Here is a 20,455-nt window from a genome sequence, read left to right on the forward strand (position 1 = left end):
GCGTTTGGCGTTCATCATTCAACATTTTTCCTCTCTTTCATTACTCAATCCCCCTAGAGGATTACAAATCCTCATTACCTATTGTACAAGATTGCAAATCTTGAACAGCTCGTTCTTGGAGGCTGAGCGGAGTCGAAGCCTGCATTAAGAGTTTCACTGCTGACTGTCCACGGTCCATGGCTTGGCTCAGTAGTTAATAAATGGTTTTACTTGTTGATTTTCTATAATCCAATTTACTACTCTAAAAACATTCGAAATTCGGCGTTTGACGTTCATCATTCGACATTTTTTCTCTCTTTCCTTATTCAATCTCCCTAGAGGATTACAAATCCTCATTATCTATTGTACAAGATTGCAAATCTTGAATAGCTCGTTCTTGGAGGCTGAGCGGAGTCGAAGCCTGCATTAAGAGTTTCACTGCTAACTGTCCACGGTCCATGGCTTGACTCAGTAGTTAATAAATGGTTTTACTTGTTGATTTTCTATAATACAATTTACTACCCTAAAAACATTCGAAATTCGGCGTTTGACGTTCATCATTCGACATTTTTTCTCTCTTTCCTTATTCAATCTCCCTAGAGGATTACAAATCCTCATTATCTATTGTACAAGATTGCAAATCTTGAATAGCTCGTTCTTGGAGGCTGANACTCAGTAGTTAATAAATGGTTTTGCTTGTTGATTTTCTATAATCCTATTTACTACTCTAAAAACATTCGAAATTCGGCGTTTGGCGTTCATCATTCAACATTTTTCCTCTCTTTCATTACTCAATCCCCCTAGAGGATTATAAATCCTCATGATCTCTTGTTCGAGATTTCAAATCTCGAACAGCTCCCTACTTGGTACTTAGTACTTGGTACTTTGTACATAGTACTTGGTACTTTTGTCCTACTCTAATCTCAACTTCTGCGCTAATGCCGAACCAGCCATCAATTGCAAAGCATGATAAATCATCAGCGGAAGCAAAATCAGACCGAACATCACGGGGTCAGGAAACATGACTCTACCCATGACAGCTCCCTGAACCAAGGATTTTTTACTTCCACAGAATACCACAGTGATGGTATCTTCTCGGGAAAACTTCAAAGCATAGGATAAGCCCCACATAGCCAAAGCCATCAATATAAACAATAGTAACATCAATCCTCCCAGTCCTATGATAGTTGCCGCACTGTGGCCGTCAAACATTTTCTCGGCAAATGACTCAGCAAAAGCAGTAAAAATGATCAACAATATAATTCCCTGATCAAAGTTTTTTAAGGCTTGGGAAAATTTATTGACAAAACCAATCAAGTATTGATGCATAAACAAACCAATGATGACAGGGAATAAAACCTGTAAACTCAATTTGATAAAGGTATCCGTCAAGTCAAAAGCTACAGCCGTTTCAGGAAGCATCACATCCATCCAGACAGGCGTAATGAAAATTCCTACCATGCTAGAAATGCTGGCATTGAAAATGGCAGCCGGAAGATTTCCTCCTGCTATGGATACCATCACCACGGATGAAGAAACTGTTGAAGGTAAAGCTGCTAAATAAAAAGTTCCCAGCCAAAAATAATTACTATCATCTCCGAAAATTTGATACAATAGCAAAATAAACACAGGGAAAATCAGGAATGTGGTTGCCTGAATAAGGATATGTAACTTCCAGTTTTTAAGACCTTCCATAAGCTTTTGAGGACTGAGTTTGACCCCATAAAAGAAGAATATCACTGATATACCGACTGCGGTAATTTCCTTCAATGGCAATGGTCCATTACTTGTCCCCCATTGTGGAAAGAACTTTGCTAGTATAATCATTCCTACCAGCAAAAAGAAAAAATTATTGATACCGACTTTGGTAAGTGTATTTCTGATTTTGGACATTCCTTTTCCTTCGATTAGCGTTGATTGGGAACTTGTTGTCTTCGGATGTTATCGCAACACACAGCGGTGGCTATGGCAACATTTAAGGACTCAGCCTTGCCAAAGGCTGGGATTTTAATCTTATTCGTAACAAACTTTTCTACCGCTTTTGAGATCCCCTGAGATTCATTACCCATCAACAGAATGCCTGCTTCAGGAAGACTTGCTTCATATATAGAACTACCATCCAAAAAAGCTCCATAGACAGGCAGTTTTAACGATTGCAAATAGCTTGTCATATCACAATAATGTACCTGCACCCGTGTAAATGATCCCATGCTTGCATTCAGCACTTTAGGGTTGTAGAAGTCAGCGGATTCTTCTGATAAAAGGATTTTTTTGATTCCATACCAATCTGCGATGCGAATAATCGTTCCCAGATTCCCAGGATCACGAACATCGTCCAAAGCAATTGCCCATTCATTCGCATCTATCCCGAAGGCTTGATTAGTCTTGACTTTGGCGACAGCTAAGGCAGCATCATTGCTTTGAAAAGTTCCTGCTGCAACCAATTCCTGATTCTTTACAGGAATCACTTGAGCATTGGATTGTCTCAGTAATCTATCATAGTCGCCTTCAAATTTCTCCGTGACCAGTAAATGGCTGATTTCGTAATCTGAAAGCAACAATTCTGTGACATTTTTGCTACCTTCCACAAAAAAAGACTGCTCCTGTTTGCGGAATTTTTTTTGGTGTAAGGATTTAATAAACTTAAGCGTATTTTTGCTGAGCATTCGGTAATTGCCTCGTTGTGATCAAAGCCAAATATATAAACTTTCTCTTGCTTGTACTTTTATTTTCTTCCTGTTCATTGACACGTGGACTCAAGGAAGGGGAATATTTGCTTACAAAAACGAATGTTAAAGGCATCAATGAAGCAGACAAAGGAGCGCTTAATAACCTCATCAGGCAACAACCGAATACCACGATTCCTTTGTTGGGTACTTCCGCAGGAGTTTCTATTTATAATTTTGGCTTATCCATATTTGATAGTGCCAAGCATGAAATCCGGCGGGATAACTTTCAGCAAGAACGCAGAACTCTTTTGGCCAAAAGAGATACTGTTGTTTGGGACAGGAAGGAACAACGCCGATTTATCAAAATCAACAACAACCTTGCATCTTTGGAGAAAAAGCTCAGCTATGGAAATTTCTTTATGCGGACGGGTAATCCACGCGTTGTCTACGATTCCATGACCACGGCTGAATCAAGCAGGCAAATGCTATATTATCTTCAAAACAATGGTTTTTTTGATGCACAAACTGATTTTATTGTCCGTAAACAGGGGAAAAAAGCTGTTGTAGACTATTTAATTTCAGAAAATGCAGTCTACAAAATTGACTCCTTTTACACACGATCAGACAATGAAGACATTTACAGGTTATTAACGGCTAGAAACCAAAATTCCTTTATCACATCTGGAACCTCCTACGCACAAAGCAATCTGACCAAAGAACGTCAGCGGGTAGAAGATTTATTAAAAGACAATGGTTTTTATACGTTTACCCGCTCTTACATTGAATACAATGTGTATAAGGACACCGTTTCTCATGTGGTCAATATTGAGCAAATCATCCGCAAGCCAATTTATGCAGACAAGCATCAGGTTTTTGTGCTCGACTCCATTTACTTTTCCTTGGATGCTCCTGAAAATGTCTTGTTTAGAAACACTCAGCGTACCAAGTATCGGGATGTGAATTTTGAATTGTATGATGATAAATACTCTGAAAAAATTATCTCCTCCCGTATCTTTCTAAACAAAGGGGATTTGTACAATAAAACCAATGTGATCGAAACACAGCGGCAGTTGGCCAACTTAGACTTATTTCGGTTTGTTAATATTGCATTTGATACTTTAGGGGATGTTTTAAGACCCAGAATTTTCACCCAACCTAACCAAAAGTATCAAATTACCAATCAATTGGGAGCAAGTATCACCGAACAGGTACCGGGACCGTTCTTTTCACATTCCCTGAGAAACAGAAACCTTTTCAGGGGTGCCGAAATATTTGAGTTTTTCTTCCGCGCTGGTTTGGAAGGGGTGGTTTCTGCAACCGGAGAAGGCGGGGTTTTCCGAAGCCGAGAACTGAATACCTCTGCATCCATCATTTTTCCTCAATTTCTATTTCCATTTTCCAGTAATTCCCTTGATAAATATGGTAGATTCAACCCAAGAACACGAACGCTGATTGGTTATAATTATGTGGACCGACCTGAGTACATTCGGGAAAGTGTAAATGGAGTCTTGAGTTATAATTGGAATACACGTAACCTACGGCAGCAATATACCTTCAATGTGCTGGATGCCAACTTTATCCGTTCTAATCTCAGCAATGATTTCCGGGAAATACTGGAAAATTTACAAAATCAGGGAAATAACCTGATCAATTCTTTCCTCCCATCCTATGTGTCGAGTATTTCGGGACAGGTAATCATTAATTTTAATCAATACGGCGCTTTTCAGCGGAACAAAGCCTCTTTATTACGGCTATTTGCAGAAAGCGGCGGTTCCACCTTGAATTTGGTTAATAATAGTTTTGTGGAGGAAAGGAATTTGGCCTATTTCCAATTTTTGAAGTTTCAGGCAGATTTCAGAAGATATATTCCTCTGACAAGAGAACAAACATTTGCTTACCGACTTAATTTGGGTTTGGCTAGGCCATATGGTGTCAGTAATGGAATATTGCCTTACGAAAAATATTTCTTTGCAGGTGGTAGTACAGGTATCCGTGCATGGCAGCCACGACGGTTGGGGCCAGGTTCTTTTACTCCTCCCCTCTTAGAAAATGGCTTGTTTGATTACCGATTTGAGCAACCAGGAGATATCCTATTCGAAGGTATGTTTGAATTACGTTCAAAGATTTATGGGTACTTTGACGGAGCTTTTTTTGTGGATATCGGTAACTCATGGACCTTTTTGGAGGACCCTACCCGACCTGGGGCAAATTTTGAGTTAAATAGATTCTACAGGGAATTGGCCGTAGGTACAGGACTGGGGCTTCGTATGGATTTTGACTTTTTAGTCCTGCGTTTGGATTTGGGTATCAAAGCTATAGACCCAGCAAGAGAAATTGGGCAGCGATTTGTCTTGAATGAGTTTTTTACTTCCCGATTGGGAAGAAGCAATGCCGTATTCAACATAGGAATTGGATATCCTTTTTAAATTCTTTGGTAAGAAACTGCATATTCTCTTCTTGACGTGGCAATATTTAATCAAATTGTATAATTTAGAAACTTCAACCAAAAACTTTTTCTAAACAATGACAACAGTAGATCCAAAGATCATCGCAAAAGCCGAATCTTGGCTGAATAGCAACATTGACGAAAACAGTAAGGCACAAATCAGTTCCTTGCTAGCGTCCGAAGACCCGACTGAGTTAGTCGATTCCTTTTACACCGAACTTGAGTTTGGTACGGGAGGTTTGAGAGGCATTATGGGTGTGGGCTCTAACCGCATGAATGTGTACACCGTTGCTATGGCTACCCAAGGCCTTGCGAATTACCTCTTAAAAAGCTTTCCAGGAGAGGATATTGCTGTTGCAATCACCCATGACTGCCGTATCAACAATACGCTTTTTGCGGAAACTACTGCCAATGTTTTCACTGCCAATGGTATTCGAGTGAAGTACTTCCGTGAAATGCGTCCTACTCCCATGCTTTCTTTTGCTATCCGTCATTTTAGCTGCAAAAGTGGTGTAATGGTCACTGCTTCCCACAACCCAAAAGAATACAATGGCTACAAGGCCTATTGGAACGATGGAGGGCAAGTAGTCGCTCCTCATGATAAAAACATCATCGCTGAGGTACAGAAAATTACATCTGTAGACGATGTGAATTGGAATAAAAATGATGCATTGTTAGAATATATAGAGTCTGACTTTGATGCAATTTATTTGAATCTAGTTCAGGGATTAAGTCTATCTTCAGATGCTATACAGGCTAATAAATCTATGCCTATTGTATTCTCTCCGATCCACGGAGCTTCGGGTAAAATGGTGCCTGCTGCTTTAAAGGCATTTGGTTTTGAAAATGTGCATGTGGTCAAAGAACAGGCCGAACCCGATGGTACCTTCCCTACCGTAATCTATCCAAATCCTGAAGAAGCAGAAGCCTTGACCATGGCATTAGCTTTGGGTAAAGAAGTTGGGGCTGAGTTGGTGTTGGCCTGTGACCCAGATGGTGACCGCTATGCAGCTTGCGTACCTGATGGAAAAGGAGGTTATGAGTTATTAAATGGTAACCAAACAGGTTCTTTATTGACATATTATCTGTTGAGCAAGTGGAAAGAGCAAGGAAAATTGGATGGAAATCAGTTCCTGGTCAACACCATTGTAACTACCGAACTTATTGACGAAATCTGTAAAGGCTTTGGAGTTACCTGCTATTCTGTATTGACAGGATTCAAAAATATTGCAGAAGTTATTCGAAACTTAGAGGGAAAAGCAACCTATATTGGTGGTGGTGAAGAAAGCTATGGGTACTTAGTAGGTGATTTTGTACGTGATAAGGATGGCGTTTCTGCCTGTGCGATGGTCGCTGAAATTGTCGCCTATTACAAATCCAAAGGAATGTCTGTAAGAGATGTATTGGCTGAGATTTATACCAAATTTGGTTTCTACAAGGAATCGTTGATTTCCGTGACCAAGAAAGGAAAAGACGGTGCCGAACAAATCCAAGCGTTGATGGCTGGCTTCCGAACCAATAGACCTACGGAGATGGCAGGTATTCCTGTAGTAAAAGTTGTGGATGTCAAGGAAAGTAAAATATTCGATACAGTCAACGGAACCGAAACGGAATTGAAAATGGATAAATCCAATGTAATTCAGTTTTACTTAGAAGATGGAAGCAAAATTTCTGCAAGACCATCCGGTACCGAACCAAAAATCAAGTATTATTTCTCTGTAAATGCTCCTGTGGAAAATAGGGAGGCCTATGAAACAGTAGAAGCATCCTTGGAAGGAAGAATCAACAAGTTGAAAAGCTATTTCAGCTAAAAGCTTACACTACATTATGAAGAAATGGCACCTTATTCAAGGTGTCATTTTTTTTGTTTCCCTTCAACTTTATTAGTTGTTAAGTGTGCTAGTTGCAAAAAAATAGAATATTTTTGCGAGGGGTCTATTGAAACAAATAAAGACCTAATCTATGAAGAGTACGCTTATGAAAAATTATTTACCCCTCCTATTTCTTGGAATCATCCTTTTATTCAACTCTGCTTGCGACCGTGAAGACGATCGGCCGGATTACTTCTACAGCTTTAGCGTAGATGGCGTAGAAAAAAATCACCGTGCGAATCGTGATGCTAATATTGTGTTCATTGATGATAGTCAGAACAATATTCGACTCACTACATGGACTATGGTCACAGGAAATAATACTGAGAGAAATGCAATAGTAATCGCCTTGAGAACAATCGAACGATTGGAGCTAGGATTTACTTATCAAATGCAGGTACCCATAGTAGTCAATAGCGTTACCTCCCCATCTATTGCATTCTTTTACCTAGATGAAAATGGTAAAGCATGGGGTGCATTAAATTTGGAATCATTAAATCCTGGAACACCCGAAAATGCTTCCATTCGTTTAGTAGACTTCTCTGCTGAAGGCACAACGGGTGTATTTGATGGCGTTTTAGTTGATATGGAAGATGATAGGCCATTGAATCAGCGAAGAACCATCCAAATCACCAATGGTAGATTCTTCTTGCCCAACTTTGTTGAAAATATCTAATAGCAGGCTAAATTCTGCCAATGTGAACTAGTGCATCGCCTGCGTTCACTACGGGATTATTGTTTAAGCCTACGATATAACCATTGAAACTTGCCTTGATAGGCACACGAACTTTCCCAAAAGGGTCTGATATTTTAGCCAATATCTGACCCTTTTTTACTTCATTCCCCAATTCAACAGATGAGGTAAAAATCCCTGATACTTTGGCTCTTGTCCAGGAACTGTCTGAAAGTACAATAGTATTTTTACTTTCAAGTCCATTGCTTGCTATCATCCCTAAATGAGCCAATAGGCGCTTACTTCCGTTGACTGCTTCTTCTACTGCATAAGCATCAAGTCTCATGGATTCCCCTCCCTCATATACCATAATCGACTTTCTACGCTTGTAAGCTTCTTTTCGGAAGGATTTATCAATATGTGCTGAATTGAGGATAAAGTGTGTACCAAAGGCCTTAGCCAATTCAAAGCCCATTTTATCCTTATAATCAACTCTGATTTGGGGATAATTTGACAACATTCTTCCACCTGTATGAAAATCTATTCCATAATCAATCAACGGAATGATTTCATTGGTTAAGATATAGGCGATTTGAGATGCCAAACTCCCCTTTTTACTTCCGGGGAAGCTTCTATTTAAGTCCCTTCCATCTGGAAAAGTACGTGAATTACTCAAAAACCCGTAAACATTCACCAAAGGAATGAAAATCACAGTTCCTTTGATAAGTTCCAAGTCAGGCTCTTCCAAAAACTTTTTGACAGCGACAATCCCATTGATTTCGTCCCCATGAACTCCTCCTGAAATCAATACCGTAGGACCGTCCTCTTTGGCACGATGGATGAAAATAGGTAAATCAATCAAGGTATGCGTTGGCAGTCGTGCGATGGCAATATCTATTTGAATGCTTTGGCCGGGCCTGATTTTTACCCCATTGATTACCATTTCTTTCATACAGTCTTTACTTAGGTTTCGGATTTTGGTCAAATTCTTGCTTAATTCGCATGAGTAAATTTTCCAGCATGAATATACAAGAAAACATTTCTCTACAACCCTACAATACCTTTGGAATCGATAAAAAAGCACGTTTTTTTTATGTGGTAAATACTTTGGAAGAATTGAGAAATGGACTTCATTACGCAAAAACACATGCCCTGAATGTACTCATACTTGGAGGTGGTAGTAATATTTTATTGACAGCAGATTGGGACGGCTTGGTATTGTTCAATCAATTAAGGGGCATCGAGATATTACAAGAAGATGAGAATCATGTGTGGGTAGAAGCTGGTGCCGGCGAAAATTGGCATGCATTTGTCATGCACTGCTTGGAAAATAATTGGGGTGGACTGGAGAATTTGTCCCTTATCCCTGGAACCGTCGGTGCCTCGCCCATGCAAAATATCGGTGCCTACGGAGTAGAAATTAAAGACAGCTTCATTTCGTTACAAGCGCTTAATCGCGAATCGTTAACTGTGGAAGTCTTCGATTCGGAAGCTTGTCAGTTTGGATATAGAGAAAGCATTTTTAAAAATACCCATAAGGATAAATACATCATTTTATCGGTTCAGTTTAAATTAACCAAGCAAAATCATCCACTCCATACCTCCTATGGAGCTATTCAAGCTACACTTGAAACAAAAGGTATTAAAACACCTACAATACAGGATATTAGTAATGCAGTAATTGAAATTCGCTCTTCTAAATTGCCAGATCCTAAAGTGATTGGAAATGCGGGAAGCTTTTTTAAAAATCCTACGATATACAGCCATCAATTTCAGCAGTTACAAAAGTCTTATCCTGATATCCCTTCCTTTCCTACTGAGCAAGGGGTGAAAATTCCTGCTGCTTGGTTGATTCAGCAATGTGGTTGGAAAGGGAAAGTATTCGGCCCTATTGGGGTTCACAAGGATCAGCCTTTGGTTTTGGTGAATTTTGGTGGTGGAGAAGGCAAAGCAATCGTTCAACTCAGCAAGGACATCCAAGCATCGGTTTTCGGAAAATTCGGGATTATGCTACACCCAGAGGTAAATTTTATTTAAATCAATGGATCTTCAAAGGCAATGGTTTTTGAATATTTCACCACCTCTACACCAAATTTGCTTAAGAAATCAATGCCCTCATCTGTTGGTAACCCTTTGTATTCAGCGTAGGAATAGAGGTAAATCACCTTAACAATCCCCATACTGTAGATAATTCGGGCACAAGCCAAACAAGGTGCCAGTGTTACATACAATGTAGAGCCATCCACAGAAGCATTATTTTTTACCGCATATAAAATCGCATTCTGCTCAGCATGAATCGCTAAGGTACAACTTCCCTTACTATCCCGTGCGCATCCTGTATCGGGAAATTCAACATCACAGTTATGAGTACCTGCAGGTGGACCATTGTATCCAATAGAAATAATCCGTGTTTCTTTGGTCAAAACTGCCCCTACATGTTTTTTGATGCAGTGTGAACGCTTGGCCAAATTCACTGCCAATTCCATAAAAATATCGTCAAAATGTGGTCTATCCATGCGTACTATCTCCTGAGTAAATCCTTAAAAGGTAATCAATATCACCTTTTATGCCTTCAAAAATACGTAAGTTTGCAGCAAAACAACTAGAATTATGTCAAAAGAAAACTTTACTGACGAAGAATTGATTGTACGGGATTATTTGGCCCGTCAGCGGACCTACCTAGCCAATGACAGAACCTTATTATCCTATATCCGAACTGCCTTGTATTTTTTGGTTTCTGGAACTGCCTTATTTGAAGTGCAGGCTCTAGACCATGTAAGAGAGTTGGGATATGTTTCTTTTGGATTGAGCATAGGGATGTTTATCCTAGGTTTTTTCACCTATTACAGGGTCAAGCGAAAACTGAAAAAACATTATTATCAAAAAATGTGAGCATAGTGAATTATCGATAAAATAGCTCAAATTTGCAGCAGTTTTCATCCTAATTCACACCCACTTGAATTACCTACAAGAAGAAGGTTATGTGCTGATTGGTTTTGGTTTGGTTATCATAGCCTTACTAGGACTTGATCTTTATGTGTTTAACAAAGAAGACCACAAGGTTTCCACTAAGGAAGCCTTCAATTGGTCTGTGGTATGGATCAGCATTGGTCTTTTATTTGGAGTTTATGTCTACCTCGATTTTGGAGGGGAAAAAGCCACTCAATATTATTCCGCTTTTTTGATTGAAAAGGCCTTGTCGGTAGATAACCTTTTTGTATTTATCCTGATATTCCGCTACTTCAAAGTTCCTGATAAATACCATCATAAGGTTTTGTTTTACGGGATTTTAGGTGCAATTGTCATGCGTGCGATTTTCATCTTTGCCGGTGTAAAAATCATCAGCTTAACCTATTTACCCACCTTTTTTCTTGGGTCATTAGAAGTGAATCTGAATGTAGTCATGACGCTCTTTGGGATTTTCTTGCTAATTGCAGGAATTAAATCTTTTAAGGTTGAGGAGGAAGATGAACAAAAGGATTTTTCCAAATCACTAGGCACCCGATTGATTCATCAGTTATTCCGGGTAGACCCCAAGTATCATGGAGGAAATTTCTTTGTAAAAATCAATGGGAAACGCATGGCTACCCAATTATTGGTAGTCGTGGCAGTAGTGGAGTTTACTGATTTGTTATTTGCAGTAGATTCTATTCCCGCTATTTTCGCCATTTCTGATGATCCGATCATTCTATATACTTCAAATATTTTTGCCATTTTGGGCTTAAGGGCCTTATATTTTTTACTGGCCAATACGTTTGAAATGTTCCACTACCTGAAATATGGATTGGCATTCATTCTGAGCTTTATCGGTTTAAAAATGATTCTTTCAGCTATTTATCATGTGCCTTCCCCAATATCATTGGCCGTGGTAGGGATTGTACTCTTTTTGAGCATTGTTTTTTCTTTGAGAAAGTTTAAAGCGGAAAAAGCATAGATAGTAAATGAGCGCATTTATGCCTCAAAATTTCCATTTATTCGATTAAATTAGTAGATTAAACAATCATTCACCAACCAAAAACCTATTTGAGACTTGCTGCTGTAGATATTGGGTCCAATGCCATCCGGCTCCAAATCACCAACGTTACCCAATTTGAAGGACAAATCAACTTTAAAAAGCTTGAATACCTACGTTTTCCCCTACGTCTGGGAATTGATGTATTTCATACCAAAAGAATCAGTGACACCAATCGAAGGAAATTTGTCAAATTGATGAAAGCCTTCAAGTTACTGATTGACCTGTATGAGGTAGATGATTACATGGTCTGTGCTACCTCTGCGATGCGGGAATCAGAAAATGGAAGAGATATCGCTCATGAAGTCAAGGAAGATATCGGGCTCAAAATCCATATTATCGATGGAAATCAAGAGGCTGAAATGATTAATTTGGCTTTAAAAAGTTACCTTGATGAGCAGGCCTATTTACATATTGATGTGGGGGGTGGTAGTACGGAATTAAACATTTACAAAAACAAGCAAAAAGTAGCCGCCAAATCCTTTAAAATAGGCTCTGTTCGAGCCATGGAAGATATTGTACACCCATCTACCTGGAAACACATGAAGGATTTTATTCATGAACATATCCAACCAAAAGATAAAGTTGTATCTATTGGTACAGGTGGAAACATTGCCAAGATTTTTGAACTTTCCAATCCACGGAAGAATAAAGAATTTTTGACCATCAAAAAGATTGAAGAGATTCAGCAATATTTGGCCTCTTTTTCTTACGAAGAGCGTGTAAATAAACTGAACTTAAATCATGACCGAGCGGACGTCATCATCCCTGCTTCTACCATTTATCTGAGCGCAATGAAGGCTGCTGCATCTTCCAAAATGCTGGTTCCTGATGTGGGATTGAAAGATGGTTTAATGCAAGTATTATACGAAAAAAACCTAAAGAAATTGAATGCTCAAAAATCTATAATCAAATAAAAAATCCTGATAAGCGATTGAGTTCTGTCTCGAGAATTTAACAGCTTATCAGGAGAATTTTTAAAAGCATTTTTTAAGGTTTCTATGCCACGGAAACATCTACTAGTTTGACATTTTTAACATCATCGAGTTTGAGGTTAAAAAACTCTTGGTGGATATTGAAGATTGCTTCACCTTCCTTAGGCTGCTTGGGCACATAGGTTCCATCCTCCTGCATAATATATGAGTTAACATTATCCTTCAGGTTGAATGCCAAAATATTCATCAGCTGTTTTTCCAATAAAGGGTCCTCAATTCTAAAGAGTGACTCCAATCGCTTATCAAAGCTACGCACCATCATATCTGCACTTCCAGCATAGGTTCTGGTAGTTCCATTATTATGGAAATGATAGATTCTAGAGTGTTCCAAGAAATCCCCTACGATAGATAAAACCTCAATATTTTCACTGAGGCCTTTTCTTCCGGGTCTTAAACAGCAAATTCCTCGAATGATTAACTTCACAGGAACTCCTGATTGGGAAGCACGATACAGAGCGTAAATAATTTCTGAATCTTCCAATGAATTGACCTTGATGAAAATTCCCGAAGGAAGACCATTCCTAGCATTTTCTGCTTCAGTTTCGATAAATTCAATCAGCTGATTCCGCATATCCCGAGGAGCGGTGATTAGATTTTGATACGTTGTAGGCATGGAATGACCTGTGATAACATTGAAGAATTCAGATACATCATTGGCCAAGGTTTCATTTGTTGTCAATAATCCAATATCTGTATACAAACGGGCTGTATCCTCATTATAATTCCCTGAACCTAGATGTACGTATCTTTTGACATAATTTTCATCTTTTTTGACAATCAATAAAAGTTTGGTATGTGTTTTCAGGTTGGATATTCCATAAATCACAAAGCAACCCGCCTTTTGGAGTTTCTTCGCCTCTCGGATATTGTTTTCCTCATCAAATCTTGCCTTGACCTCGAAAAGTACGGACACATGTTTACCGCTTTCAGCAGCTCGGAGCAAGGCCTTGGTAATTCTAGAATCTTTGGCCAAGCGGTAGATGGTCATTTTGATCGCCATCACATTTGGGTCATCCGCTGCCATTTCGATCAATTCTAAGATTGGATCAATATTGTTGTACGGATGATGCAGCAGGATATCCCGACCTTTTAATACATGAAAGATATCATCTGTACCATCTTCCGGATAGGAAACTGGAGGAACAGGCGAAGGCATTTGTGGCAATTTGTCTTTAAAGCGTCTGTTGCCGATCATTTGCCATAAACCCGTGAAATCCATCATACTAGCTCGCTCCACCTTGAAAATACTATCATCCAAAATATTCCAACGTTCCTTCAAGAGGTTAATCATCCATTTGGAATAGCCTTCTTCAATTTCTATCCTTACTACCCTACCGGTCTTACGCTCATTCAGCTTTCTTTTAACTTCTTCCAAAAAGTTTGCATCCATATCCTCCGATTCCTCTAGAGTAAAATCCCCATTTCTCGTAATCCTGAAAAGGTTAATGGACTCAATATTGACATTGCGGAAAAGTGAAATAATATTTTCTCGAATGACTTCCTCTATTGGAACATAAATCATCATATCTTCCCGCTCCACCTCGAAGAATCGTGGGATATTAGCAGGAATCTGCACAAATGAAAGCTTACGATTTTCTTTTTTGTCCCCAGGAGCTAAGGTTACCACCCCAAATACCAACAACTTGTTCATCAGAATTGGGAAGGTACGATAGCCATCAAACACCATAGGCGTCAACATGGGATATACAGCCTTCATAAAGTAATTACGGATTATTTCCTGCTCTGAAGGCTGTAGATTCCGCACATTACTCAGCATAAAGCCAAATTCTGGAAGGCTTGGTAATAAATTCTTTTGAAAATGTTCTTGTTGGGCTTTATGGAATTTTTGGCATTCCAACATCAGCTTCATCTTGAATGGCTCTTCCCTCAAACCGGAATAGTCCACACGCTCTTTATCATAATCCAAATAGTTGTAAAGTGAACCTACCCGAATCATGAAAAACTCATCCAAGTTGGAAGCCGTAATGGCCAAAAACTTAAGTTTCTCAAAAATAGAACGAGACTCTTTTTTCGACTGATCAAGCACGCGTTCATTGAATTTTAGCCAACTCAAGTCTCTACTGACCAGATCCGAATTTTGGATAATGGTGTTAAATTTATCTCTAGGGGTTATTGTTTTAGTTTCCATGACGTTTTCCATACAATCCTTATCACGAGGAAAATTTTTATAAGTTTAAGCAATAAAAAAATAATAAAAAAAGGGGCTACTGCCCCTTTTTTATAAATCTTATGTATCGATCTTGGCGTACTTCGCATTCCGCTCGATGAAGTCTCTTCTTGGGGCAACTTCATCACCCATCAACATGCTGAACAAGTGGTCAGCCTCTGCTGCTGACTCAATCGTTACCTGTTTTAAGGTTCTCGTGTTCGGATCCATAGTGGTGCTCCATAGCTGCTCAGGATTCATTTCCCCCAAACCTTTATAGCGCTGAATTCCAACAGATTCCTCTTTTCCTTCTCCTGCCATTTCGGTCATTAAACGCTTACGCTCTTCTTCCGTCCAACAGTAACGCTCATCTTTACCCTTTTTAAGCAAATACAAAGGTGGCTGTGCAATATACACATAGCCTTTCTCAATAAGTGTTTTCATGTATCGGAAGAACAACGTCAAGATCAAAGTTCGGATATGCGAACCGTCAATATCAGCATCCGTCATGATGATGATTTTATGGTAGCGGAGATTGGATAAATCCAATTCCTTCTCATCATTGACAGTACCAAACTTTACTCCAAGAGCCGTAAGGATATTTTTGATTTCGTCGTTATCATAAATCTTGTGTTCATGCGCTTTTTCCACATTCAGGATTTTTCCTTTTAATGGTAAAATTGCCTGAAAATCACGGTCTCTACCTTGTTTTGCAGACCCACCCGCAGAGTCACCCTCTACTAGGTACAATTCGCAAACGGTTGGATCAGAATTGGCACAATCGGCCAACTTTCCAGGTAGACCTCCCCCACCAAGTACGTTTTTACGCTGCACCATTTCGCGGGCTTTTCTTGCCGCATGTCTTGCTTGTGCAGCCAAGACTACCTTACCAACAATGATTTTGGATTCTTTTGGATGTTCTTCCAACCAAATCTGTAAAGTCTCTGAAACAGCAGCATTCACAGCAGTTTGCACATCAGAGTTACCAAGCTTGGTTTTCGTCTGTCCTTCGAATTGTGGTTCTGCTACTTTTACAGATATAACCGCAGTCAATCCTTCTCTAAAGTCATCACCAGCAATGTCTATTTTTAACTTATCCAACATGCCTGATTTATCGGCGTAGGATTTCAAAGTCCTCGTCAAGGCCATTCTAAAACCGGAAACGTGTGTTCCACCTTCATGTGTATTGATATTATTCACATAGGAAACCACATTCTCCGAGTAAGAATTATTGTAACTTAAAGCAACTTGGACTGGAACTCCATTCTTTTCCGTATCGATGTAGATTGGAAGTTCGATGATTTTTTCGCGGGTGGAATCTAAGTATTGAACAAATTCCTGTAAACCTCCTTCGGAGAAAAATACATCAGAACGGAAAGAACCATCATCCTCTTTCTCACGCAAATCTTTTAAATGAATATGTATACCGGCATTCAAGAAAGCTAACTCCCTTAGACGGGTAGCAATAGTTTCGTATTTATATTCACCAGTGGTGAAAATACTTAAATCAGGTTTAAACTGAATAATAGTGCCACGCTTATCTGTAGTGCCAATTTCTCTTACAGGATATTGAGGAACACCGATGGAATATTCTTGTTCGAAGATTTTTCCATTACGATGAACTGTAGCTTTTAAAAGTGTTGACAAGGCATTTACACAGGAAACCCCTACTCCATGCAGACCACCGGATACTTTATAGGTGTCTTTATCAAATTTACCCCCAGCGTGTAGGACGGTCATTACCACCTCCAAAGCTGATTTTTTTTCTTTAGGGTGCATATCCGTAGGGATACCCCTTCCATTGTCCTCAACAGTGATGGAATTGTCCTCGTTGACCGTTACATAAATGGTATCGCAATGACCTGCAAGTGCCTCATCAATGGAGTTATCGACAACTTCCCAAATTAAATGATGTAATCCTTTGATTCCAACATCGCCAATATACATGGCGGGTCTTTTTCTTACTGCTTCTAAACCTTCTAAGACTTGGATATTACTAGCTCCATAGTCTTTCTGGTTGCCTTCATTTTGTTCGCTCATATGATTTTAAAATGCTCTTTTAACATGTAAAAAGAGGTTTTCCAATTACTTCAATTAACCCGTAATAATACGCAAAAAAAACCATTTGGCACAGGGTTATTTTAAGTGATTCCAAGTAATCACATTGCTACATTTGCAAGGTTTGGTTGCTGTGTTCTACCATAGAATTTTATTTGGTTTTTTACCCATTTTTAATTGAATGCGATAATTTCAATGATACCTTTTTCGAGCATTACATAACTGAAATTTAGCTGTTTGTATACCTTTGTTTAGCTTTTAGTATTATTTGTTAAACAAAAATTATTCTGATAGCTTTTACTGGCATAGAATCACCAAATAAAATCTTAACAATTAACCAATTAAACAAAATTAACTTATTATGAACAGCATTTTGACCGCAGATTTGGTTGGTCTTGACAAGATCATCAACTCAGACCCAGTTGCCATTACCTTCTTCATAGGGTACATGGCTATGTTTGCTTCCGCAGTATTCTTCTTTGCTGAAAGAAACTCGGTAGATGGAAAGTGGAAGCTTTCCTTGCTTGTTTCCGGTTTGATTACCGGTATCGCAGCAGTTCATTATTACTATATGCGTGATTTCTACTTGGAAACAGGTACTAGTCCAACGGCATTTAGATATGTGGACTGGACATTAACAGTTCCGTTGATGTGTGTGGAGTTCTACTTGCTAACCAAGCCGTTTGGTGCAAAAGGTAGTACCTTGACAAAACTGATCCTAGCCTCTTTATTGATGTTGGTAACTGGTTACATTGGAGAGACTTCCGGAATAGATAATAATATCTTCTGGGGTGTGGTTTCAACTGTAGGTTACTTATACATTGTGTATGAAGTATTTGCAGGTGATGTTGCTAAACTAGCTAAGGATTCCAATAGCCCTGCCTTGGGAAGAGCGATGTTCTTGTTGAAAATCTTCATCACGCTAGGTTGGTCAATCTATCCAATCGGTTACATGGTATTGCCAGGCAACCTATTATCAGGTGTATTTGATGTAAGCAGCATTGACTTGTTCTACAACTTAGCAGATGCTATCAACAAAATCGGATTTGGATTGGTGATCTATTCCGTAGCAGTAGCAGAAACTGCGAAAAACAGAAAAGCAGTAGCTTAATTTATTAAAGGCTGGCAATTGCCGAGTGTTGGATGAAGTGTCGGAAGGCAATCTTAGATACTTTTCTAAACAGCAGCAATTGTCAGCCTTTTCACATGAACAACACCCAACTATGACCAGGTACGATTATATCATTTGTGGTTTTGGCTGTGCGGGTATGAGTTTACTCTATCAGCTCTTACAGAGTCCTTTTAAAAATGCACGTATTGCACTCATAGATGAATCTAACAAAAAAGCGAATGATCGAACTTGGTGTTATTGGGCAAAAGAACCAGTAGCAACTCATCCCAAATCCACTGAATTAATCGCTTGGGATGCAGTTCAAGTGCAGGTGGGAGAACATAAAATTGTTAAACAGTTGGACAGGTTACGATACTTTCATATCCGTTCTTCTGACTTTTACAAAGAAATTTTGTTACTGGCCGAAAAACACGAAAATGTAACTTTTATACAGGCCAAAGTGAATACTATCGAAAACTTGGTTGATCAATCCACTGCTGTACATTTAGAAAATGGGATGGTCATTTATGGTGGAAAAACATTTAATAGCATTCCTTTAAACCAACAATTGGAATCTAATACACTAAAACAAGTATTTTTAGGCTGGAAAATCAAAACAGATCAAACGGCTTTTGACCCATCTGTTCCAACATTAATGCATTTTCCAAATGGGAAGTTTACTGCCAATGAATTCTTTTATATTCTTCCTTTCAATGAAAGCACAGCATTGGTAGAATATACACTGTATACCACACAAGAAACAACACTTGAGAAACTCAAAGAAAAGCTAGTTTCGTATTTGTCAACGACTTTAACCTGTTCGTATGAGATTCTATTTCAAGAACAGGGCGCAATACCCATGAGTACTAAAATCCAAGGAAAAACATCTAGCAAAAATATTATTGATATTGGCTCTATTGCCGGATGCATCAAGCCTTCCACGGGTTATACCTTTTATGATATTCAAAAACACAGTGAAGCATTAGTTCAACAACTTGTGAAAGAAGAGCACGTCTTCAAGGGTTGGATGCGAAAATCCCGGTTTGAGTTTTACGACAATATATTACTGAATATAGCCAAAAAGTGGCCAGAAAGCCTACCTTCTATATTCGCTCAAATGTTTCAGAAAAATCAAGGTCAACAAGTGCTTCGTTTTTTACATGAAGAAACAAGCCTTTGGGAAGATTTACAGATTTTAGCACGGTTTAAATTCGGTATTTTCATCAAATCTCTGCTTCATTATGAAAAAAATTGAAGCTTCATCCAAGACCTTTGCAATTGCATTTGGATTGCTTTATCTCTTTTTTTTTCAGGAAAAAGAATGGATTTCCTATGTATTTTTTACCCTTGTCATGTTAACTGTAGGGATATCCCATGGGGCAATTGATCATCTTTTGGTCAACCCAACTATACGGGGAAAAGAGCTATTATTGTTTGTCGGGAAGTATTTAGGGATTATGGGCGCTTATTTATTGGTTTGGGTTCTATTTCCATTAGTAGGTCTACTCCTATTCATTAGCATGTCAGCTTATCACTTTGGGCAGTCTCATTATTTGAATGAGGTTCAAGATAAGAAATTTCAATTCAGTTATTTTTTAACGGGATTATTCTTTTTGCTGTTGATTCTCTGGGCTGATTTCGAACAGACGAGTGCTATTGTTGGATCGGTACTTATAATTGACGGGTATCAAGATTATTTGTTATACGCGGTGTTACTATCCGGATTTCTAAGCATCATCAGTGGCCTATTTAACTTCGGTAGAAGTTTCTTAAAATCACTGCCAGAGATTATAATCCTAGCGCTATTACTTTCTCACTTACCACTTTTACTGGGATTTGCTATTTACTTTGGCTTTTGGCATTCACTTCCAAGCATGATGGTTGAATATGAGGTGCTCAAAAAACAATGGCCAAGTAACCGTATCAAAAAATTCTTGTTTCAATTACTGCCTTTCACGGTTATTGCACTTGTTGGTATGGCTATTATGATCTTCTTCCTAGCGAATAGAGTCAGTTCGGATACCCTTATTTTTATCTTCTTTGTAATGATTTCTTTGGTATCTGCTCCTCACATTTGGTACATGGATAAGTTTTTGATGGGAAACCCTCAAAATTGACCTGTGCTCAACAATACTAAATTACATGCAGGCCAAACATCTACCCCTGCTGCTTTGGCAAGATTCATGAGTTCTGGATTTTCAGTTCCTGGATTAAATACAATCCGCTGTGGTTTCAAGGAAATTATGTAATCGTACCACTCTTTTTGATTATCAGGACCAACGTATAGTGTCACTGTATGCACATCAGTAATAGAGGGTTTTTCGCGAAGATTGAGTATTTCTTCCCCGAAAACTGTTCCTGATTTAATCCCAACAGGAACAAACGGGATTTTACGCTCATGAAGCATTTCAGCTACTACGTACGCATACCGGGACGGATTGGGTGTTGCACCAATGATAACAGTTTTTTTCATA

17 protein-coding genes are annotated in these 20,455 nt (G+C 38.9%); 10 read left to right on the forward strand and 7 right to left on the reverse strand.

All coding sequences use genetic code 11. The features are described from left to right. Positions 1–891 precede the first annotated feature (891 nt). Together IE080_RS00005 and IE080_RS00010 are read right to left on the reverse strand one after the other, a co-directional pair. Positions 892–1,872, reverse strand: a complete 981-nt coding sequence (locus IE080_RS00005) for a bile acid:sodium symporter family protein (RefSeq protein ID WP_189578160.1) — start codon at positions 1,870–1,872, stop codon at positions 892–894. Between the two features lie 14 nt (positions 1,873–1,886). Further along, complete coding sequence (locus IE080_RS00010; RefSeq protein ID WP_189578162.1) at positions 1,887–2,645, reverse strand: RNA methyltransferase; 759 nt, start codon at positions 2,643–2,645, stop codon at positions 1,887–1,889. Positions 2,646–2,692: 47 nt separating this feature from the next. Between IE080_RS00010 and tamL the strand changes: the two genes are divergently transcribed. The 3 genes from tamL (at position 2,693) to IE080_RS00025 (ending at position 7,641) form a co-directional block, all read left to right on the forward strand. Continuing rightward, positions 2,693–5,074: a translocation and assembly module lipoprotein TamL gene (gene tamL, locus IE080_RS00015; protein ID WP_229800429.1), complete on the forward strand. Its 2,382-nt coding sequence runs from the start codon at positions 2,693–2,695 to the stop codon at positions 5,072–5,074. Positions 5,075–5,171: 97 nt separating this feature from the next. Then, entirely contained in the window at positions 5,172–6,905 is a 1,734-nt protein-coding gene (locus IE080_RS00020) for a phospho-sugar mutase (RefSeq protein WP_189578166.1), read from the forward strand. 151 nt (positions 6,906–7,056) lie between these two features. Continuing rightward, a complete protein-coding gene (locus IE080_RS00025) occupies positions 7,057–7,641 on the forward strand; it encodes a hypothetical protein (RefSeq protein ID WP_229800430.1) in 585 nt (194 codons plus the stop codon). A 7-nt stretch (positions 7,642–7,648) separates the two neighbouring features. Here the strand turns inward: IE080_RS00025 and IE080_RS00030 are convergent, their stop codons facing one another. Beyond that, positions 7,649–8,590 carry a succinylglutamate desuccinylase/aspartoacylase family protein gene (locus IE080_RS00030; RefSeq protein ID WP_189578168.1) on the reverse strand — a complete coding sequence of 314 codons (942 nt, stop codon included), beginning with the start codon at positions 8,588–8,590 and terminating at the stop codon, positions 7,649–7,651. Positions 8,591–8,658: 68 nt separating this feature from the next. Between IE080_RS00030 and murB the strand changes: the two genes are divergently transcribed. Next, a complete protein-coding gene (gene murB / locus IE080_RS00035; RefSeq protein WP_189578170.1) occupies positions 8,659–9,675 on the forward strand; it encodes a UDP-N-acetylmuramate dehydrogenase in 1,017 nt (338 codons plus the stop codon). Here murB and IE080_RS00040 read toward each other — a convergent pair. Then, positions 9,672–10,154, reverse strand: coding sequence for a deoxycytidylate deaminase (locus tag IE080_RS00040; RefSeq protein ID WP_189578171.1), 483 nt, complete (start codon positions 10,152–10,154; stop codon positions 9,672–9,674). The genes murB and IE080_RS00040 overlap by 4 nt on opposite strands. Before the next feature lie 94 nt (positions 10,155–10,248). Here IE080_RS00040 and IE080_RS00045 point away from each other — a divergent pair, with 94 nt between their 5' ends. From IE080_RS00045 to IE080_RS00055, 3 genes are all read left to right on the forward strand, one after another. Continuing rightward, entirely contained in the window at positions 10,249–10,530 is a 282-nt protein-coding gene (locus IE080_RS00045) for a YidH family protein (protein ID WP_189578173.1), read from the forward strand. Between the two features lie 64 nt (positions 10,531–10,594). Then, entirely contained in the window at positions 10,595–11,572 is a 978-nt protein-coding gene (locus tag IE080_RS00050) for a TerC family protein (RefSeq protein WP_189578175.1), read from the forward strand. An 89-nt stretch (positions 11,573–11,661) separates the two neighbouring features. After that, a complete protein-coding gene (locus tag IE080_RS00055; protein WP_189578177.1) occupies positions 11,662–12,567 on the forward strand; it encodes a Ppx/GppA phosphatase family protein in 906 nt (301 codons plus the stop codon). 82 nt (positions 12,568–12,649) lie between these two features. On the opposite strand, the gene ppk1 is transcribed toward IE080_RS00055, so the two are convergent. Further along, positions 12,650–14,794, reverse strand: coding sequence for a polyphosphate kinase 1 (ppk1, locus tag IE080_RS00060; RefSeq protein WP_189578179.1), 2,145 nt, complete (start codon positions 14,792–14,794; stop codon positions 12,650–12,652). Positions 14,795–14,893: 99 nt separating this feature from the next. Further along, the gene (gyrB, locus tag IE080_RS00065) at positions 14,894–16,852 is read right to left on the reverse strand and encodes a DNA topoisomerase (ATP-hydrolyzing) subunit B (RefSeq protein ID WP_189578181.1); all 1,959 of its coding nucleotides are present in this window, start codon (positions 16,850–16,852) and stop codon (positions 14,894–14,896) included. A gap of 379 nt (positions 16,853–17,231) precedes the next feature. On the opposite strand from gyrB, the gene IE080_RS00070 reads away from it, so the two are divergent. From IE080_RS00070 to IE080_RS00080, 3 genes are all read left to right on the forward strand, one after another. Beyond that, a complete protein-coding gene (locus IE080_RS00070) occupies positions 17,232–17,981 on the forward strand; it encodes a bacteriorhodopsin (protein ID WP_189578183.1) in 750 nt (249 codons plus the stop codon). A gap of 112 nt (positions 17,982–18,093) precedes the next feature. Further along, positions 18,094–19,236 (forward strand): lycopene cyclase family protein, encoded by a 1,143-nt coding sequence (locus IE080_RS00075; RefSeq protein WP_189578185.1) that lies wholly within the window; start codon positions 18,094–18,096, stop codon positions 19,234–19,236. After that, a complete protein-coding gene (locus tag IE080_RS00080; protein WP_189578186.1) occupies positions 19,223–20,098 on the forward strand; it encodes a Brp/Blh family beta-carotene 15,15'-dioxygenase in 876 nt (291 codons plus the stop codon). Before IE080_RS00075 ends, IE080_RS00080 begins: the two co-directional genes overlap by 14 nt. On the opposite strand, the gene IE080_RS00085 is transcribed toward IE080_RS00080, so the two are convergent. Further along, positions 20,089–20,454 carry a CoA-binding protein gene (locus IE080_RS00085; protein WP_189578188.1) on the reverse strand — a complete coding sequence of 122 codons (366 nt, stop codon included), beginning with the start codon at positions 20,452–20,454 and terminating at the stop codon, positions 20,089–20,091. The two genes, IE080_RS00080 and IE080_RS00085, sit on opposite strands and share 10 nt — an antisense overlap. Between the last annotated feature and the right edge of the window lies 1 nt (position 20,455).

Origin of the sequence: Mongoliitalea lutea (assembly GCF_014652135.1) — a bacterium.
Classification (GTDB): Bacteria; Bacteroidota; Bacteroidia; order Cytophagales; family Cyclobacteriaceae; genus Mongoliitalea; species Mongoliitalea lutea.

Excerpts from the sequence above, each read along its gene's own strand:
- gyrB (WP_189578181.1), bottom strand. The coding sequence starts at position 16,852 with ATGAGCGAACAAAATGAAGGCAACCAGAAAGACTATGGAGCTAGTAAT.
- IE080_RS00020 (WP_189578166.1), top strand. The coding sequence starts at position 5,172 with ATGACAACAGTAGATCCAAAGATCATCGCAAAAGCCGAATCTTGGCTG.
- IE080_RS00025 (WP_229800430.1), top strand. The coding sequence starts at position 7,057 with ATGAAGAGTACGCTTATGAAAAATTATTTACCCCTCCTATTTCTTGGA.
- IE080_RS00040 (WP_189578171.1), bottom strand. The coding sequence starts at position 10,154 with ATGGATAGACCACATTTTGACGATATTTTTATGGAATTGGCAGTGAAT.
- IE080_RS00085 (WP_189578188.1), bottom strand. The coding sequence starts at position 20,454 with ATGAAAAAAACTGTTATCATTGGTGCAACACCCAATCCGTCCCGGTAT.
- IE080_RS00075 (WP_189578185.1), top strand. The coding sequence starts at position 18,094 with ATGACCAGGTACGATTATATCATTTGTGGTTTTGGCTGTGCGGGTATG.
- IE080_RS00010 (WP_189578162.1), bottom strand. The coding sequence starts at position 2,645 with ATGCTCAGCAAAAATACGCTTAAGTTTATTAAATCCTTACACCAAAAA.
- IE080_RS00045 (WP_189578173.1), top strand. The coding sequence starts at position 10,249 with ATGTCAAAAGAAAACTTTACTGACGAAGAATTGATTGTACGGGATTAT.
- IE080_RS00070 (WP_189578183.1), top strand. The coding sequence starts at position 17,232 with ATGAACAGCATTTTGACCGCAGATTTGGTTGGTCTTGACAAGATCATC.
- IE080_RS00080 (WP_189578186.1), top strand. The coding sequence starts at position 19,223 with ATGAAAAAAATTGAAGCTTCATCCAAGACCTTTGCAATTGCATTTGGA.
- IE080_RS00005 (WP_189578160.1), bottom strand. The coding sequence starts at position 1,872 with ATGTCCAAAATCAGAAATACACTTACCAAAGTCGGTATCAATAATTTT.
- IE080_RS00030 (WP_189578168.1), bottom strand. The coding sequence starts at position 8,590 with ATGAAAGAAATGGTAATCAATGGGGTAAAAATCAGGCCCGGCCAAAGC.
- murB (WP_189578170.1), top strand. The coding sequence starts at position 8,659 with ATGAATATACAAGAAAACATTTCTCTACAACCCTACAATACCTTTGGA.
- ppk1 (WP_189578179.1), bottom strand. The coding sequence starts at position 14,794 with ATGGAAACTAAAACAATAACCCCTAGAGATAAATTTAACACCATTATC.